This is a genomic window from Helcococcus sp. KG196 (assembly GCF_046035495.1).
Lineage (GTDB): Bacteria > Bacillota > Clostridia > Tissierellales > Peptoniphilaceae > Helcococcus > Helcococcus ovis.
Genome location: NZ_JBFNFI010000005.1, coordinates 36,640 through 55,104, shown reverse-complemented (window position 1 = coordinate 55,104; position 18,465 = coordinate 36,640). Strand labels below are relative to the sequence as shown.

Genomic DNA, 18,465 nt, shown 5'->3' with positions numbered 1-18,465 from the left:
ATATCAAATAGATATAATTTTTCAAGTGGAAATAGAAAGTTTTAAAATTTTTAAAAGAATGTGAGGATAAAAATGATAAAGTTAATGAAAAAACTTACAAAAAAACAAGTTATATTAATTATTTTATCAATTGTGTTGATTTTCGGACAAGTTTGGTTTGAGCTTAAAATGCCTGATTATATGGCTGAAGTTACAAGACTTGTACAGACACCGGGAACACAGATTAGTGATATATGGTATAACGGAATGTGTATGCTTTTATGTACATTAGGTTCAATTTTGATTGCTGTAATTTCCGGATATTTAATTTCATATATATCATCATTGTTTTCATATAATATTACAAAAGAATTATTTAAGAAGATACAATCATTTTCATTTGAAAATATTGAAAAGTTTTCTACAGCAAGTTTAATAACCAGAAGCACAAACGACGTAACTCAGATAGAGATGTTTCTTGGATTTGGGATGATGATATTTATAAAATCACCAATTATGGCTTTTTGGGCTATAAGAAAAATATTAAATAAAGGTATAGAGTGGACAATAGCAACAGGTATCGCTGTTATAATTATGCTAATTGTATTATCATTTTTAATTTTTATTGTAATACCTAAAATTCAAGTTTTACAAACTCTTATAGATAAATTAAATTTGGTTTCAAGAGAAAATATAACAGGGATAAGGGTTATAAGAGCCTTTAATGCGGAAAAATTTCATGAAGATAAAATTGCAAGTGTTAATGAAAAATTAACATCTTTGCAAAAATTCATACAAAAATCATTTGCGATAATGCAACCTATGATGATGACTATAATGTATATACTTACATTAGTTATTTATATAATAGGGGCTAGATTGATATCTGAGGCTATACTTCCTGATAAAATTAATATTTTTGGTAATATGATAGTATTTTCAGCATATTCTATGCAAGTTATTATGTCATTTTTGATGATGGCGTTTTTAATGGTAATGTATTCAAGATCTCAAGTATCTGCTGATCGTATTAATGAAGTTTTTGATACTGAAGAAACTATATATTCGGGTAGTTTTAGTGGAGAAACTCAAGAAAAGGGTATTATTGAATTTAAAAATGTATCGTTTAAATACCCTGATGCTTCAGAATATGTATTAAACAATATTTCATTTAAAACTAAAAAGGGAGAAACTTTAGCATTTATAGGAACAACCGGATCAGGAAAGTCAACTTTAATAAATTTGGTTACAAGATTTTATGATGTGACGAGTGGTGAAATTTTAATTGATGGAATAAATGTTAAAGAATATGATTTTAAAACACTTTATAATAAGATTGGTTATGTACCTCAACAGGCAGTAATGTTTAATTTATCTGTAAAAGAAAATATTGCTTTTGGAAAAGGTGGGACAAATGTGGATGAAAGTATTATAGATGAAGCTATATCTATATCACAATCTCAAGAATTTGTTGAAAAAATGGATGAAGGCAAAGATTCCATGATAGCTCGAGGAGGTACTAATGTATCCGGAGGTCAAAAACAAAGACTTTCAATTGCAAGAGCTATAGCTAGAAGGGCGGAAATATTTATTTTTGATGATTCATTTTCAGCATTAGATTTCAAAACGGAATCAACCCTTAGAAAGCAATTAAAAGAAAATACAAATGAAGCAACTACATTGATTGTAGCATCAAGAGTAGGTTCGATAATGAAAGCTGACAAAATTATTTTACTTGACAATGGTGAAATTTCCGGAATAGGAACACACAAAAAATTATGGGAAAATAATGAATTATATAGAGAGATAGTTAGATCACAATTATCAGAGGAGGAAATCAATGAGTCAATCAAATAGTAAAACAAATACTTCTTCTCAAAGACATAGAGGTGGTCGTGGTCAAGAATTGGCAGAAAATCCTAAAAATTTTGGTAAAGCAATAAAGAGAATGTTGAAAGAAATTAAAGGGCAAAAAATATTTTTGTTAATTTCAATTATACTTGCTTTGTTTTCTTCAATTATAACAATTTATTCTCCGACAAAATTATCAGAGTTAACAGATGAAATAACGAAATCTATTAAAATTGATAATAATAAATTTGCTGAAATTGCAAAGAAAGTTTCTGAAAATTTAAAAATTGATAGTCAAAAAAGTATTTATATTGATGGTGTTGAGGTTTCTTCAAATGATCAAATAAAATATTTAGAATTAATGAAAAATTTAAATAAAGAAGCGAAAGATAAAAATATTAAAAAAGATTCACCAAAGGATCAACAAAAAAGCATTTTAGCTTTTTATAAAAAATTACCAAATTCTATTAGAGGAATAGTTGAACCTAAATTAAATCTTAATGTTATATGGAATATTGCAAAAATTTTATTGCTTATTTATATAGTTTCAGCAATATTAAGTTACATACAAGCTATAATAGTATCAGAAGTAACTAATAATTTTTCAAGAGATTTAAGGAAAAGTGTTGGAAATAAAATTAATAAATTACCATTAAATTTTTTCGATACACATCAGGTTGGAGATATTTTGTCTAGAATTACCAATGACGTAGACACTATTTCAACAAGTTTAAATCAATCATTGGGGCAAATGGCAACATCTATAACTTTAATTTTGGGTTCAGTAGTAATGATGTTTTATACAAACTGGATTTTAGCATTAGTAGCTATTTTATCCAGTTTAGCGGGATTTGCAATGATGGGAATAATATTATCGAAATCTCAAAAATATTTTAATGATAGACAGATTGAGTTGGGTAAGTTAAATGGACATATTGAAGAAGTATTTTCCGGATTAAATATAGTTAAGGCATATAATGCTGGAGAAGAAACATTAAATAAATTTAATGAATTAAATTATAAATTATATGATTCAAATCTGAAAAGTAAATTTTTATCGAGTTTAATGTATCCTATAATGACATTTGTTGGAAATTTAGGATTTGTATCAGTTTCAATAGTTGGAGCTGTTTTAGCGAAAAATGGTACTATAACATTTGGTGTAATAATAGCATTTATTACATATGTAAAATTATTTACAAATCCTTTAACAGGTATTGCACAGTCTGTATCTTCATTACAGTCGTCGGCAGCATCAAGTGAAAGAGTATTCGAATTTTTAGATGAATCGGAAATGGATGATGAATCATCAAAAACATCAATACTAAATCCTAATGAAGTAAAAGGAAAAATTGAATTTAGGGATGTTGTATTTAAATATCCAAGTAACGAAAAACCAACTATAAAAAGTTTTTCTGCGGTTGCATATCCTGGACAAAAAATTGCCATAGTTGGGCCAACAGGTGCAGGAAAATCAACAATGGTAAATCTATTAATGAAGTTTTATGATATTACAGATGGTGAAATACTAATTGATGATGTACCTATAAAAAACATTAAAAGAGAAAATATCCATCAGTTATTTACAATGATTCTTCAAGACACATGGTTATTTAAGGGAACAATAAGAGAAAATATAGTCTATAATATGCCAAATGTAACACAAGAAGAGCTCGATTCTTTAACAGAATTCATAGGATTGAAGCATTTTATTAATACTTTACCTGAAAAATATGAAACTGAAATTAGAGATAATGATTCTGTTAGTGCAGGTCAAAGACAATTACTTACAATTGCAAGAGGTATGATGAAAAATTCTCCATTTTTAATTTTAGATGAGGCAACATCAAACGTTGATACTCGTACTGAAGAATTGATTCAAATAGCAATGGATAAACTTATGACAGGTAAGACTTCATTTATTATTGCACATAGACTTTCAACAATTGTAAATGCTGATTTAATATTAGTAATGAATGAAGGAAATATTATAGAACAAGGAACGCATGAAGAACTATTAACTCAAAACGGTTTCTATGCAGATCTTTATAATTCACAATTTAGTTTGTAAAAATGTGATAAAAATTCCACTTGGAAACTTTAATTTTTTAGTGAATATCACTCTAAAATTTCCAAGTGGAATTATCAATATATATTTTTAAACTATTAAAAATTATTTTATTTCAAATATCATATCAGCATTTTCCATTTCATTCTTTTCATCATAAACGAAAGGCTTTCTGATTCTAAAAATACCTTTATAATTTTTTGTGAAGTTTTCAGGTAAATTCAATTCAAATTCTTTAAATTCACTTGGCTTCAGTTTAAATAATATATTTTTAAAATTTTGATTTACACTTAATTCTTCCCAATTTCTTTCATTATTTAATTTATAAATTATATAAAAGTCTGAAAATGTATAGTTTAAATCTTTATTATTTCTTAATTCATAAATGATTGTGTTATTTTTCAGTTCTTTAACTATAGCAGTGACTTTTTTTGATGTATCTTCTGGTAGAAAATCATTTAATTGATTATTTGTACTACATGAAACAAGTATCACGGCAAATCCAATAGAAAATAACATCTTTAATGTTTTCATTATTCTCTCCTGATTAAAATATTGATTTTTCAATGGATTAATTATTTTTTCTATATTTTGTGATAATGATATCATATTTATATTATATTTACAATAAACCATGAAAAATTTGAATTAAAATATGTTAAAATTTAGCTCAAATGTGCAATTTATGATATAATTATATAGATTATGGAGGAATTTATGAAAGATAAATTAGAAAATATAAAAATTAATTCATTGGAAATTATCAATAATGCAAAAGAAGATAAAGAATTAGAAGATTTAAGAATAAATATTTTAGGAAAAAAAGGAGAGTTAACTCTATTATTAAGAGAAATGGGTAAACTTTCAAAAGAAGAAAGACCTGTAATGGGAAAATTAGCTAATGAGGTTAGAGAAGAAATTCAAATAGCGTTGGATGAAAAGAAAAAAAGTTTTAAGTGGGAAAAATTAAAATTAAAATTAATTTCAGAAACTATTGACGTTACGGCACAAAAAGATATTGTATCAATAGGTCATAGACATCCTCTAAACCAAACAATGGAAGAATTAGAAAATTTATTTAGATATATGGGATTCTCAGTTATAGACGGTCCAGAAATTGAAACTGTAGAAAATAACTTTGATAAATTAAATTCTCCAAAAAACCATCCTTCAAGAGATTTAAGTGATACATTTTATATAGATAAAGAAACATTACTAAGAACTCATACATCACCAGTTCAAGTTAGAACTATGATGCAACAAGAGCCGCCAATTAGAATGGTATCAGCAGGAAGAACATTTAGATTTGATGAAGTAGATGCTACACACTCACCAATGTTCCATCAAATTGAAGGTCTAGTTGTAGGTGAAAATGTTTCTATGGCTAATTTAATTGACACAATAAATGTATTTATAAAAGAGCTATTTGGTGAAGAATTTGAAACAAGATTTAGACCTCATTATTTTCCATTTACAGAACCATCAATGGAGGTAGATGTTTCTTGCTTTAATTGTAAGGGAAAAGGATGTGATGTTTGCCATCATACAGGTTGGTCAATGGAATTATTAGGCTGTGGTATGGTACATCCTCAAGTATTAGAAAATTGTGGTATTGATAGTGAAAAATATACTGGATTTGCATTTGGAATGGGTGTAGATAGGATTACAATGGTTAAATATGGATTAAAAGATATTAGAACATTGTATGATAACGACAAGAGATTTTTAGAACAATTTTAGGAGGATAGATGTTAGTTCCGGTAAAATGGCTTAGAGAATATTTAGATATTGAAGCTGATGCAAGAGAAATAGCTAATAGGGTTACAGATTCAGGTTCACACGTTGAATCAATTCAAAAATATGAAGGATTATCAAACCTAGTTATAGCAAAAATTTTAGATATTAAAAAACATGAAAATGCAGATAAGTTATCATTAGTTGATATTGATTTTGGAAAAGGCATAGAAACAATTGTAACTGGTGCTAAAAATATGAAAATAGGAGATAATGTTGTATTTGCCAAATTAGGAGCAACATTACCGGGAGGCATTGTAATTAAAGAAGCTACACTACAGGGGGTAGTATCAAAAGGAATGCTTTGCGGATATAGTGAATTGGGAGTTTCAGAAAATTTAGTTCCTAAAAATTCGGAAGATGGACTTATCATATTAAATGATGATGCAAAAGTTGGAGAAGATGCAGTAAAAGCATTAGGTTTAGATGATTCAATTATTGAGTTTGAAATTACTCCAAATAGACCTGATTGTTTATCAATTATTGGTATGGCAAGAGAAGTTGCTGCAGTATTTGATAAAAAAATACAAGAACCCTCTATGAAAGTTGAAAATACAGTTGATTCTTACAAACAATACTTTAATGGAATAAAAATTGAAACAAATAAAGTAAATAGATTTATGACTGCAATTGTTAAAGATGTTGAAATTAAAGAATCACCGCTATATATTCAAAATTATTTGAGAAATGCAGGCATGAGGCCGATTAATAATATAGTTGACTTTACAAATTTTATTATGCTGGAATATGGACAACCACTTCATGCATATGATTTAGATAAAGTTGAAGGAAAATCTTTAATTGTAAGAATGGCTCGAGATGAAGAAACTATTAAAACACTTGATGATGCTGAAAGAAAATTAGTTTCAGAAGATATTGTTATTGCTGATGAAAATTCAAGAGTTATTGGATTAGCCGGTGTAATGGGGGGACAAGACACAGAAGTAACTAAAAATACAAAGAATATATTAATTGAAGCAGCTAGTTTTGATTCGGAAACAATTAGAAAAACATCTAAGAGATTAGCTTTAAGATCAGAAGCTTCATCAAGATTTGAAAAAGGAGTTCCGGCGAAATTAGCAGAATATGGTATTCAAAGATTCTTGAAATTAGTTGAAGAAACAAATTCAGGAAAAGTTGTTTCAGGTATTGAAAGTGTAGAAAATTTTAACCCGAGAGATAGAGTTATCGAATTAAGAAATGATAGAGCAAATTCATTATTGGGACTTGATTTATCAATTGAAGAAACGAAGAAATATTTGGAATCACTTGAGTTGAATACAGAAATTCAAGGCGAAAACTTATTAGTAACAATTCCATATTTCAGAGGTGATTTAACTATTGAAGCTGATTTAATTGAAGAAGTGGGTAGATTATATGGATTTCACAATATTACACCAAAACCTTTAATAGGTGGCTTGACAAAAGGTGTGAAGTCGGATATGAGAAATTTCTTGGATAAAGCAAGAATGGAGCTTTATGCATTAGGATTTTCTGAAATATTAACTTATTCATTTATTTCAAATAAAGTATTTGATAAATTGTGTTTATCAGAAAATGATTCAATGAGAAATACTGTAAAAATAATTAACCCATTAGGCGAAGATTTTTCTGTTATGAGGACAACTTTAATTGGAAATAATTTAGAAGTAGTTAGAAAAAATCTAAATAATAAACAATTTGATTTGAAATTATCTGAAGTTGGTAATACATTTATAAAAAATGGAGAAAATATAGAAGAAGTTAAGTTGATGACATTTTCAGTAGTAGGGAATTATGATTTTTACTATATAAAAGACATACTTTTAACTTTATTTGATACATTTGGAATTAATGATATTAGATTTGAAAGAGAAACAGAAAATTCAATATTTCATTCAGGAAGATGTGCTAATGTATATGTAAATGATACAAAAGTGGCAGTGATAGGGGAAATTAGTCCAATAGTTGCTGAAAATTATGATATTGAAAAGAGAGTTTATATGGTTGAAGCAAATCTTACAGAATTATATAATTTCAAAAAAGATTTAATTCAATATCAAGAAATTTCAAGATATCCACTAGTAGAAAGAGATATCGCTATAGTAGTTGATAAATTTACTCAATCACAAGATATAGTTGATGTTATTAAAGCAAATGGTGGAAAATACTTAAAATTTGTTAAACTATTTGATATTTATAAGGGTTCTCAAATTGCAGAAGATAAAGTTTCTCTTGCATATAAGATTGGATTCCAATCAAATGAATCAACATTGAAAGATGAAGTAATTAAAACAGCTTTTGAAAATATTGTAAATGGCTTAAATAATGCCTTTGATATAGATTTAAGAAGCTAATTGGAGAATATAATGGAAAAAAATAGGTACGAATTTCAGATAAATGGAAACAATTATGTATTAAAAACTCAGAGAAGCAAAGATGAAACTGATAAAATTGTCTATTATGTGGATAGTGAAATAAAAAAAGCTAAAACAGCATTAAATTATCGAAATCCTACCATGCATGCTACATTAGCTTGTTTAAATATAGCGGATGATTTGTATTCGTTAGAGTTAAAACATAAAGAGCTTTTAAAAATTTCAAAAGAGCCTATGGAGAAATATGAACCATTAAAAAATGAATTTGACGAATTTAAAGAATTAAATAAAGACTCATTTGAAAAAATTCAAAAATTAGAGGCTAAAGTTAAAGAACTTGAAAATTATTTAAATTATTTAACTAGTGATAGAGATAAATTTAAATTAGAATTAGATAGACAAATTACACTTTCTGAGAAAGATAGGAAAGATAATGAATATTTAAGAGAAAAGTTATTAGAACAAGAAAAAGAAACTTTGCATGCGAAAAAACAAGTGCAGGAGTTATTAAACGAAAATAGAAAGTAGAAATTTATGGAGCAAAATACAATTGCCACCTTGGAGTGGAATAAAATTAAGGAAGAATTGCAAGAATATTGTTCATCTTCTTTAGGAGCTGAAAAAGCTTCAAAAATTGTCCCATTAACACAATTAGATAAAATTGAATTTTTACAAAATAAGACAGCTGATGCGATTGAATTAATAAGAAAATTTTCATTTCCACCATTATATGGGATATATAATTTAAAGGGAATGATTAGTAGATTAAAAAAGCAAGCTGTTTTGGAAAATTTAGAATTGATGCAAATAGCTGATTCTTTAAGGGTTTCTCAAAGTTTAAAAGATTATAAATCTGAATTTGATTCAGAAATTAATGAAGTCGTTAAAATTATAGATAAGCTTTATACAAACACTAGAATTCAAAAAGAAATTGAAAGAATTGTAGTTGATGAAGATACAATTGCTGATGATGCATCAAGAGAATTATTTCAAATAAGAAAGAGTATAAGAGAAAAGACAGAAGAAGCTAGAAATAAGTTAAATTCTATTGTTAAAGAAGATACTACAAATCTTCAAGATGGATTTATTACAATGAGAGATGGAAGATATGTAGTTCCGGTTAAATCAGGAGCGAAATCAAAAGTTCCGGGTATTACTCATGATATTTCAGCTTCAGGACAAACTTTATATATTGAGCCGATGGCTGTAGTTGAAATTAATAATAAAATTAGAGATTTAGAGATTAAAGAAACCGAGGAAATTAGACGAATATTGAAAGAACTTTCTGAAATGATATTTGTTTATCATCATGAAATAGAGAACAATCAATATCTATTAGTTGATCTTGATTTTACTTTTGCAAAGGCAAAATATGCATTAGATAAGATGCATACAAAGCCTTTATTAAATAGTGAAAAAATTATAGATATTAAAAATGCAAGGCATCCATTATTAAAAGGGAAAGTTGTTCCGATTGATGTCAAGTTAGGAGAAAGATATAGTGCATTAGTTATTACTGGTCCAAATACAGGTGGTAAAACTGTGAGTTTGAAAACTTTGGGGCTAGTAGTTATGATGGCACAATCAGGATTGTATATTCCATGTGATGATTTTTCAAAAGTTGCTATATTCAATAATATTTATACAGATATTGGTGACAACCAAAGTATTGAGCAGTCATTATCTACATTTTCGGCATCAATGACAAATATCGTTCATATATTAAAATATGCTAATGATAAATCATTAGTATTATTTGATGAGTTAGGGAATGGTACAGATCCTACAGAAGGAGCCGCACTTGCAATGGCTATTATTGACACATTAGTTAAAAGAGGAACTTTACTGGTTTCTACAACTCATTATAGTGAATTAAAATTATATGCAATGAGTACAGATGGAGTACAGAATGCTAATGTAGAATTTAATGTTGAGACATTATCTCCAACATATAAATTAATAATTGGGAGGCCAGGGAAGTCAAATGCTTTTGAAATTTCTAGGCGATTAGGATTATCTGAAAAGATTCTTTCAATTGCAAGTAATTATGTATCAAAGGAAAATAGAGATTTTGAGGAAATTATTGCTGAAATTGAAACTGATAGAATAAAATTAGATAATGAATTATTATATGTTCAAAAAGAAAAAATGAGATATGAAAAACTTATTGATAATTTTAATAAGGATGTGGGAAAGAAAAAAGAAAAAGCTGAAGAAGAAATTGAGGCTGCAAAATTAGAAGCAAGAAAAATTTTAGAAGATGCTAAAAAACAGTCTAAAGAAATATTAAAACTTGCAAAAAGTCAAAAAGCAAATACAGAAACAAGACAGATAGATAGAGCTTATTCAGAAATTACGGATAAGTTTAAAAAAGCTACCGATAAATTTGAAGAAAAACCGGTTATTAAAAAGAGGTATGGTAAAAATATTACTGTTAAACTTGGTGAAACTGTAAAAGTAATTTCAATGAATGATTTAGCTGTAGTACAGACATTACCTGATAATAAAGGTGATTTAACTGTACAAATGGGAATATTGAAATTTAATGTAAATATCTCTGATTTAGCAAAGACAAATAAGGAAATTGAAATTGAAAAATCACAATCATCATACAGACAGGTATTGAAAAATACATTATTTAAGGATGCTCAATATGAACTTGATGTGAGAGGTCATACAGTAGAAGAAGCTATGATAGAAATAGAAAGCTTTTTTGATAAATCAATTCTAATGGGAATGAAAACAGTTCATATAATACATGGTAAAGGAACAGGAGCTTTAAGAATTGGATTAACAGAGTTTTTCAAAAAATCTAGATATGTAGAAGAGTTTAGAATAGGAAGTATAAAAGAAGGGGGAGCAGGAGTTACAGTAGTAACTTTGAAGTAGTATGGATTATAAAAAAGAGATTTCTAAAATATTAAATTCTTTAGAATTAGATATTTCATTAGATGATATATATTTAAGTATTGAAACACCACCAAACAAAGAAATGGGAGATTTTGCATTTCCATGTTTTAGATTAGCTAAAACTTTAAGAAAAGCACCTGCACAAATTTCTGTGGAATTAGCTGAAAAGATTAGTTCTGAATTATTTAGTGAAATAAGACCTGTTGGACCATATATTAATTTCTTTGTAAATCAAACAAAATTCAATGAGACAGTATTAAAAGAAGTTTTTGATAAAAAGGAAATGTATGGTTCATCAAATGTTGGAAATGGGAAAAATATTGTTATTGATTATAGTTCAACAAATATTGCGAAACCATTTCATATTGGTCATATAAGATCAACAGTTATAGGTGACTCAATTAAGAGAATATACAAATTTTTAGGATATCATGTTGATGCTATAAATTATTTAGGCGATTATGGTACACAATTTGGAGTTTTACTTTCCGCATATAGAAAATGGGGCAATAAAGAAACGATTAATAGCAATCCAATTAGTGAACTATTAAAATTATATGTAAAATATACAGAAGAGGCGGAAGCTAATCCTGAGTTAATGGATGAAGCAAGAGCATGGTTTAAGAAATTAGAAGAAGGTGATGAATTCGCTGTAGAAACATGGACTTGGTTTAAGGAAATAAGCTTAAAAGAGTTTAATAGAGTTTATGATTTATTAGAAATTTCATTCGATTCATATAATGGAGAATTTTATCATGCACAATTTGTTGAAAATGTAATAAAAGAGATGAAAGAAAAAAATCTTTTAACAGAGTCGGAAGGAGCAACAGTTATCGAGATGGGAGAAGATACACCTCCTGCAATAGTGTTGAAAAGAGATGGTTCTTCAACATATATTACTAGGGATGTAGCTACTGCTCTTCACAGAAAGAAAATTTATAATTTTGACAAAAATATTTACGTTGTTGCAACTCAACAAAATCTTCATTTTAAGACACTTAAAGATGTTTTAGCAAAAATGGGATATGAATGGTCTGAAGATTGTGAGCATGTACAATTTGGTATGGTTAGTCTTAAAGATGGTACATTGTCTACAAGAAAAGGAAAAGTTGTATTTTTAGAAGATGTTTTAAATAAAGCAATTGATAAAACTAAAGAAATTATTGAAGATAGAAATCCAAATTTAGAAAATAAAGAAGTTGTTGCGAGAGAAATTGGTATAGGTGCTGTGAAATTTCAAGAATTATTCAATACGAGAATCAAGGATTATGTATTTGACTGGGATCAAGTATTGAATTTTGAAGGTGAAACAGGTCCATATGTACAATATGCACATGCAAGAGCAAATCAAATTTTGGAAAAATTATGTTTAGAACTAAGTAAAGATGTTGATTTTTCATTATTAAATGAGCCACAGGAGGTTGCATTAATGAAGTCAATATATGATGTGCCAAATGTAATTTTAACTGCAAGAGATAAATTAGAACCTTCAGTAATTACAAGACATGTAACAGAAATTGCTCAAAACTTTAATTCATTCTACAATAGTATTCACATATTGAATTCAGAAGATGAAGTGAAAAAAGCAAGAGCGTTACTGGTTTATGCAACAAAAATATCTATAAGTAATTTATTAAGCTTATTAGGCATACATGCTCCAAATAAAATGTAGGAGGATTTATGGATATTATTATAAAAGATTTTATATATGTGAATAAAACTGCCGTTAAAAATTCAATATCTAGTATGAAATATGTCCCGGTATTAGCTTTAATATTATTTGCTCTAGGGGTTGGTGAAAAATATTTATTAAATTTATTTACAACATATACTACACATGGAAACTTTATTTTAGGGTTTATTAGATACATTATTACAATTATATTTGCATCTGCATTAGTTGGAGTTTTATCAGATATTGTAAACTATAATAGATTTAGATTTAAAAATATAATAGATGGTACAAAGAGGTATTATTTACCTATGTCAAATACATTGTTTATTGTTTATGTTGTAGAATACTTAGCTCATATTGTACTAGGAAATATTAATTTTCAATATACATTTATAATTGATATTTTAGTACTTGTTGTATTAAGTACAGTTTATGAAAAAGTATATATTTCTGAAGAATATGGTACAGAAGCTGTAATCTCATCTACTATGTTTATAAAAGATAATATAATTCAATGGTTACCAATAGTTATAATATTTGTTGCAACTAAATTTTTGTTAACAGTGAACTATGCTATTTTTATACTTGATTTTACGTTTATTATTAATGTTGGTTTATATTCATTGATAATGGCTATTCTTTATATCTATAAAGGGCATTTATTTAAGATTTTAGACGGCTCATCAATTAGAAAAAGACAATTTCAAGGGAAGTTTTAGATTATTATGAATGTTATAGAAAAGTATTTTAGAAAAAAGTCGGATAAAGTTTCTTTTATAGAATTAAAAGATAATTTTGAACATTACAGAGATTATGGTATAGAAGATATCCCTTTACCTATTATTTTAAATGATATGATGATGGGAATGACAAATAGCGAATTTGATAATGAAATAAAAATAGAATATATAATTGATGGTATATTATATATGATAGCAATTGATCCTGAGTTTATATATATAAATGAGTATAAAAAAATTTTAGGGAAATTATTGGATAATTCATCAAAATATGCTTTATTAAAATCTGTAAAATTTTATAATAAAAATTTTGAAAAAGCTTTGTTATTTACAAGAGCTGCATTTTTACTTGACGAACAAAATGAAATGGCAGCATATAGCTATGCTAAGCTTCTTTGGAATATTGATGTTTCTAAAGAATATAAAGAAGTTTTTGTAGAACAGGCAATAAGAATTTTGGAAAGAATTTTAAGATATAATGAATCATATTCATTAGCAAATTTTGAGTTGGGTAATATTTCAAAAGCTACCGGAAAATTTATAAAAGCAAATAATTTTTATAATAGAGCTTTAAGAAATGCTGAATTTGAAGAATTGAAAGATGCAATTCGAGATGAAATGAATAAGATAGCACCTGATGTAGCTGTTGAAAATGCAATTTATTATATTAATAAAATGGATTATAGTACAGCGATTTCAGAATTAATGGAAGCTAGAAAAAATTCATCTCGATATGATATTCCATATTATCTCGCAATTGCTTATATGAATAAAGAAAATCCAAAATTAGCAGAACAATTTTTTGAAGAATCTATTGAAAAAGGTGCTGATTTTGCAACCCTTTATACAGATTTGGTATATATAAAATACGTATTAAAAAAAGATGTAGAGGCACTTCATTTAGCTAATGATGCAATTGAAAAATATCCATCAGAAATTAAATTGAGGTATAATAGAGCGATAATTTTGATTTCATTAAATCAATTTGATAAAGCAATTGAAGATTTTAATTTTATTTTGGAATATCAAGATTTATCTGATGAAATGTTTAATCAGATAATGAAGATTAAAGAGTCTATTATAAATAGATAATGCTTGGGGGAGAGATTTGAAAGTAGGGGAATTACTTTTAACAAATAAAGATAAATATACAAAGGCTTTTTTAATTCATAATGATAAAGAAACTAATAATGCAGTATTCATGCAAATTAAAGATGAAAATATTGATAAAGATTTAATTGATAAAGATGCTAAAGATTATTTTTTATTAGATAACTTAGCAATTGATGAAATTTTTGGTAATTCTGATAAATTAGGAATTACTGATGATGATAAAGTTTTTATTATAGGGATATAAAAATAAAATATAGGAGTTAATATGGATTTTAAAAACGATTTTGGTGTAAAAACATTTGGTAAAAAGAATATGAAGAAATATCTTCCTGAAGCTTTTTATATCAAATGGAAAAACTCTGTTAGAAAAAAATCTTTGTTGGATAAAGAAACTGCTGATGTGATTGCCGCATCAATGAAGGAGTGGGCGATTGCAAATGGGGCTAAATATTTTTGTCATTGGTTTCAACCATTGAACGGATTAAGTGCAAAAAAATTAGAATCGTTTCTAGATAGAAGATATAGCAATGAGGTTATAATAAAATTTTCTGGAAAAGAATTAATCAAAAGTGAACCGGATGCATCCAGTTTTCCATCAGGAGGAATGCGTTCTACGTTTGAAGCAAGAGGATATACATATTGGGATTTAACATCAAATACGTTTATTATAGATGAAACCTTATATATACCATCAATTTTTGTATCATTTAATGGACAGACACTTGATAAAAAAGGTCCATTATTAAGATCTATGGATTTTGTTGGAGAATATGCAACAAAATTAGTAAATTTATTCTCTAAAAATAAAATATATAGAGTACGTGTAAAAGTTGGATTAGAACAAGAATTTTTCTTGATAGACAAAGAAATGTTTTATCAAAGAAGAGATCTTGTAAATGCGGGTAGGACATTGATTGGGGCAAGTCCAATTAAAGCACAAGAGTTTTCAGATTATTATTATGGACTTTTTCCTCAAAGAGTAGAACAATTTTATAAAGATTTAAATATAGAATTGGAAAAACTTGGAATTTATCCAAAAACAGAGCATAATGAAGTTGCACCATGTCAATTTGAAATTGCCGTTTTATTTGAAAACGCAAATATTGCAGTGGATAATAACTTGATTGTTATGCAAATTTTAAAGAGTGTTGCTAAGAAAAATGATTTAGAGAATGTTTATTAAATGAAAAACCGTTTAATCACGTAAATGGTTCGGGTAAACATAATAACTGGTCTATAGTAACAAATAATGGGATAAATTGTTTAGAATCAGGAAAAACAGAATTAGAACAAGTTAGATACTTATTATTTATGTGTGCAATTATTGAATCTTGTGATAAATATCCTGAACTTTTAAGATTATTTTCCTCGTGTCCGGGAAATGATTATAGATTAGGAGCTGATGAAGCACCTCCTGCAATTATTTCAATATTTTTGGGTAAACCTATTGAAAAAGAATTATATAATATCGCAGGATTAGAATATGAATTAGAAGATACAAAACAAAATATTGTAATCAACAATTTAGGATATACTCCTTTTGATAATTCTGATAGAAATAGAACTTCTCCATTTGCCTATACAGGTAATAAATTTGAATTTAGAATGCTTGGTTCATCTATGAATGCAAGTGATGTAAATACTATATTAAATACATCAATAGGAGATTCTCTTAAAAATATGTATGAAAAATTAAAAGATTCATCATGTTTAATTAATGATGCTAAAACCATAGCTAAAGAAATTTTGACTAAACATTCAAGAATATTATTTAGTGGAGACGGGTATTCTAAAGAATGGATTGATGAAGCAGAAAGACGTGGATTGCCAAATATAAGGACCTTTATAGAGGCTATTCCTACATTACTTTTTGAAAAAAATATAGCATTATTAGAAAATAATGGAATATACAAAAAAGAAGAAATAATTGCATTGCATGATATTTTTTTAGAAAACGCAATAAATACATTTAATTTGGAAATTAAGACATTTGTGTCTATTGTAGATAGAGAAATTGTTCCAAGTATTATGGACGAAATCAATGATATTTCAACATTTTTATTAAATGTTGAAAATAAAGTTTTAAGAAATAAACTAGATTTATTATCTAATAAATTAGAGTTCATTTTGGAAGAAAATATTAAAATAAAAGAAGGAAGAAATAAACTTAATAATATAAATGACAAGATTGAATTATCATATCAATATTTCTTATTAAATAAAAATATGATTAATTTAAGAAATGAAATTGACGAGTTAGAATCTTATATTTCATTGAAAAATACAAGATTGCCTAATTATGAAATGATTTTTTCAAGATTAGATTATAGAAAATAAAAATTAATAGATATGTAGATTAATGATATTTTATGTAATATATTAAAATTGAGGAGTTTTTATGAAAAAATTCAAAATAAAAAATAAGGATAAAATAGCAGAAGCTCTTGAAAATTTAAAAAGTAAGAGACATTTAGTTAAACCTATTTTTTGGGTTACAATAATAATATTTCTTCAATTTACTCTTTTAATTTATTTATCTAATATGTTTAAGGGAGAAAAATTACTGATTAATTATTTATGGAGTATTGTTTCATATTCGCTAATAATTTATATTATAAATTTAAATCAACCAATAGAATACAGGGTAGCTTGGATTATACCTATTGCCATTTTACCTGTTGCAGGTTTTTTGATTTATTTGGTATTTGAAATTTTTCCAGGTCCAAAAAGGTTAAAGAGAAAACTGGAGAAAATTAAAGAAAGTAGCTCTTATTTACTAGTAAAAGATGATAAGATTTTACAAGAAATAGATGATAACAAAAAAATTAATAATGGAATTGAAAAATATTTACAAAATACTATAAATTATCCAATATATAAAAATACAAATTATAAATATTTTTCATCAGGGGAAGAATATTTTGAAAAACTATTAGAAGATTTAGAAAATGCTCAGGAATTTATATTTTTAGAATATTTTATAGTAAGACCAGGAAAAATGCTTGAACAAATACTAGATAAATTAATTGATAAAGTAAATGAGGGTGTTAAAGTAAAATTTATGTATGATGGAATGAATGATTATTATTTACCTGATAATTACAAAGAGTTTTTACTTAATTTAGGATTTGAAGTTCAAGTATTTTCAGCTGTTACTCCAATATTATCTACTGTTCATAATAATAGAGATCATAGAAAAATAGTATCAATTGATAATAAAATAGCTTATACTGGCGGCTTAAATTTAGCTGATGAATATATAAATGAAATAGAAAGATTTGGACATTGGAAAGATAATGGTATTAGAATTGAGGGCGAAGCGGTTAGAAGTATAACTGTTATGTATTTAAATTTATGGAATCTTTCTAAATATGAAAATTCTGATTATGAAAAATATTTGAAAAATGTTTATAAGGTAGATAACAACGATTATGTTCAACCTTTCGATGATTCTCCAAATGATGGAGAAACTGTTGGAGAAAATGTATATGCCGATATAATTAATAGGACTAAAAATTATGTATATATCATGACACCATATCTAATTTTAAGTGAAAAAATTAAAGATGCAATGATATTCGCTGCTAAAAGAGGAGTTGATATTCAAATTTTAATGCCGGGTATACCCGATAAGAAAGTTCCATATATAATGGCTCGTTCAAATTATGAACAATTACTTTTTAATGGTGTGAAAATATATGAGTATATACCCGGATTTTTACATTCTAAATCAATTATTTCAGATGACTTGATTTCTGTAGTTGGGACAATTAATTTAGATTTTAGAAGTTTACATTTACATTATGAAAATGCTATTTTGTTTTATAGTAAAAACTTAGCTAAAATAATAAAAAATGATTTTGAAAAAACTAGAAATTTATCTAGAGAAGTAACATATAGAAATTATAAAGATTACTCTATTTTTTATAGATTTTTAGGAAAAATACTTAAATTAGTAGCCCCTTTGATGTAGGAGAA

The 18,465-nt window shown here is 26.7% G+C and carries 12 protein-coding genes and 1 pseudogene; 12 read left to right on the top strand and 1 reads right to left on the bottom strand.

What is annotated here, in order from left to right; all coding sequences use genetic code 11:
* Nucleotides 1-72 precede the first annotated feature (72 nt).
* Nucleotides 73-1,836 carry an ABC transporter ATP-binding protein gene (locus tag ABGF45_RS03530; RefSeq protein ID WP_134711136.1) on the top strand — a complete coding sequence of 588 codons (1,764 nt, stop codon included), beginning with the start codon at nucleotides 73-75 and terminating at the stop codon, nucleotides 1,834-1,836.
* Nucleotides 1,820-3,901 carry an ABC transporter ATP-binding protein gene (locus ABGF45_RS03525; protein ID WP_134711134.1) on the top strand — a complete coding sequence of 694 codons (2,082 nt, stop codon included), beginning with the start codon at nucleotides 1,820-1,822 and terminating at the stop codon, nucleotides 3,899-3,901. The genes ABGF45_RS03530 and ABGF45_RS03525 overlap by 17 nt, the downstream gene beginning before the upstream one ends.
* 102 nt (nucleotides 3,902-4,003) lie before the next feature.
* Here the strand turns inward: ABGF45_RS03525 and ABGF45_RS03520 are convergent, their stop codons facing one another.
* Nucleotides 4,004-4,432, bottom strand: a complete 429-nt coding sequence (locus ABGF45_RS03520; RefSeq protein ID WP_408112642.1) for an immunoglobulin-like domain-containing protein — start codon at nucleotides 4,430-4,432, stop codon at nucleotides 4,004-4,006.
* Nucleotides 4,433-4,615: 183 nt separating this feature from the next.
* Between ABGF45_RS03520 and pheS the strand changes: the two genes are divergently transcribed.
* The 10 genes and pseudogenes from pheS to cls all read left to right on the top strand — a co-directional run bounded on the left by pheS (nucleotide 4,616) and on the right by cls (nucleotide 18,460).
* The gene (pheS, locus tag ABGF45_RS03515; protein WP_134711130.1) at nucleotides 4,616-5,638 is read left to right on the top strand and encodes a phenylalanine--tRNA ligase subunit alpha; all 1,023 of its coding nucleotides are present in this window, start codon (nucleotides 4,616-4,618) and stop codon (nucleotides 5,636-5,638) included.
* An 8-nt stretch (nucleotides 5,639-5,646) separates the two neighbouring features.
* Complete coding sequence (gene pheT / locus ABGF45_RS03510; RefSeq protein ID WP_408112641.1) at nucleotides 5,647-8,028, top strand: phenylalanine--tRNA ligase subunit beta; 2,382 nt, start codon at nucleotides 5,647-5,649, stop codon at nucleotides 8,026-8,028.
* Between the two features lie 12 nt (nucleotides 8,029-8,040).
* A complete protein-coding gene (gene zapA, locus ABGF45_RS03505; RefSeq protein WP_134711126.1) occupies nucleotides 8,041-8,577 on the top strand; it encodes a cell division protein ZapA in 537 nt (178 codons plus the stop codon).
* A gap of 6 nt (nucleotides 8,578-8,583) precedes the next feature.
* Nucleotides 8,584-10,938, top strand: a complete 2,355-nt coding sequence (locus ABGF45_RS03500) for an endonuclease MutS2 (protein WP_134744389.1) — start codon at nucleotides 8,584-8,586, stop codon at nucleotides 10,936-10,938.
* A 1-nt stretch (nucleotide 10,939) separates the two neighbouring features.
* A complete protein-coding gene (gene argS / locus ABGF45_RS03495) occupies nucleotides 10,940-12,631 on the top strand; it encodes an arginine--tRNA ligase (protein WP_134711122.1) in 1,692 nt (563 codons plus the stop codon).
* A gap of 8 nt (nucleotides 12,632-12,639) precedes the next feature.
* Nucleotides 12,640-13,353, top strand: a complete 714-nt coding sequence (locus tag ABGF45_RS03490) for a hypothetical protein (RefSeq protein ID WP_134711120.1) — start codon at nucleotides 12,640-12,642, stop codon at nucleotides 13,351-13,353.
* A 6-nt stretch (nucleotides 13,354-13,359) separates the two neighbouring features.
* The gene (locus ABGF45_RS03485) at nucleotides 13,360-14,466 is read left to right on the top strand and encodes a lipopolysaccharide assembly protein LapB (protein ID WP_134711118.1); all 1,107 of its coding nucleotides are present in this window, start codon (nucleotides 13,360-13,362) and stop codon (nucleotides 14,464-14,466) included.
* A 16-nt stretch (nucleotides 14,467-14,482) separates the two neighbouring features.
* Nucleotides 14,483-14,731, top strand: a complete 249-nt coding sequence (locus ABGF45_RS03480; protein WP_134711116.1) for a hypothetical protein — start codon at nucleotides 14,483-14,485, stop codon at nucleotides 14,729-14,731.
* 21 nt (nucleotides 14,732-14,752) lie between these two features.
* Nucleotides 14,753-16,824: pseudogene (locus ABGF45_RS03475) on the top strand (glutamine synthetase III).
* Nucleotides 16,825-16,885: 61 nt separating this feature from the next.
* Nucleotides 16,886-18,460 carry a cardiolipin synthase gene (cls, locus tag ABGF45_RS03470; RefSeq protein WP_408112638.1) on the top strand — a complete coding sequence of 525 codons (1,575 nt, stop codon included), beginning with the start codon at nucleotides 16,886-16,888 and terminating at the stop codon, nucleotides 18,458-18,460.
* Nucleotides 18,461-18,465: the final 5 nt, after the last annotated feature.

Coding starts and splice junctions, on each gene's coding strand:
- cls (WP_408112638.1), top strand. CDS start 16,886: ATGAAAAAATTCAAAATAAAAAATAAGGATAAAATAGCAGAAGCTCTT.
- pheS (WP_134711130.1), top strand. CDS start 4,616: ATGAAAGATAAATTAGAAAATATAAAAATTAATTCATTGGAAATTATC.
- ABGF45_RS03530 (WP_134711136.1), top strand. CDS start 73: ATGATAAAGTTAATGAAAAAACTTACAAAAAAACAAGTTATATTAATT.
- zapA (WP_134711126.1), top strand. CDS start 8,041: ATGGAAAAAAATAGGTACGAATTTCAGATAAATGGAAACAATTATGTA.
- pheT (WP_408112641.1), top strand. CDS start 5,647: ATGTTAGTTCCGGTAAAATGGCTTAGAGAATATTTAGATATTGAAGCT.
- ABGF45_RS03525 (WP_134711134.1), top strand. CDS start 1,820: ATGAGTCAATCAAATAGTAAAACAAATACTTCTTCTCAAAGACATAGA.
- ABGF45_RS03490 (WP_134711120.1), top strand. CDS start 12,640: ATGGATATTATTATAAAAGATTTTATATATGTGAATAAAACTGCCGTT.
- argS (WP_134711122.1), top strand. CDS start 10,940: ATGGATTATAAAAAAGAGATTTCTAAAATATTAAATTCTTTAGAATTA.
- ABGF45_RS03500 (WP_134744389.1), top strand. CDS start 8,584: ATGGAGCAAAATACAATTGCCACCTTGGAGTGGAATAAAATTAAGGAA.
- ABGF45_RS03485 (WP_134711118.1), top strand. CDS start 13,360: ATGAATGTTATAGAAAAGTATTTTAGAAAAAAGTCGGATAAAGTTTCT.
- ABGF45_RS03520 (WP_408112642.1), bottom strand. CDS start 4,432: ATGAAAACATTAAAGATGTTATTTTCTATTGGATTTGCCGTGATACTT.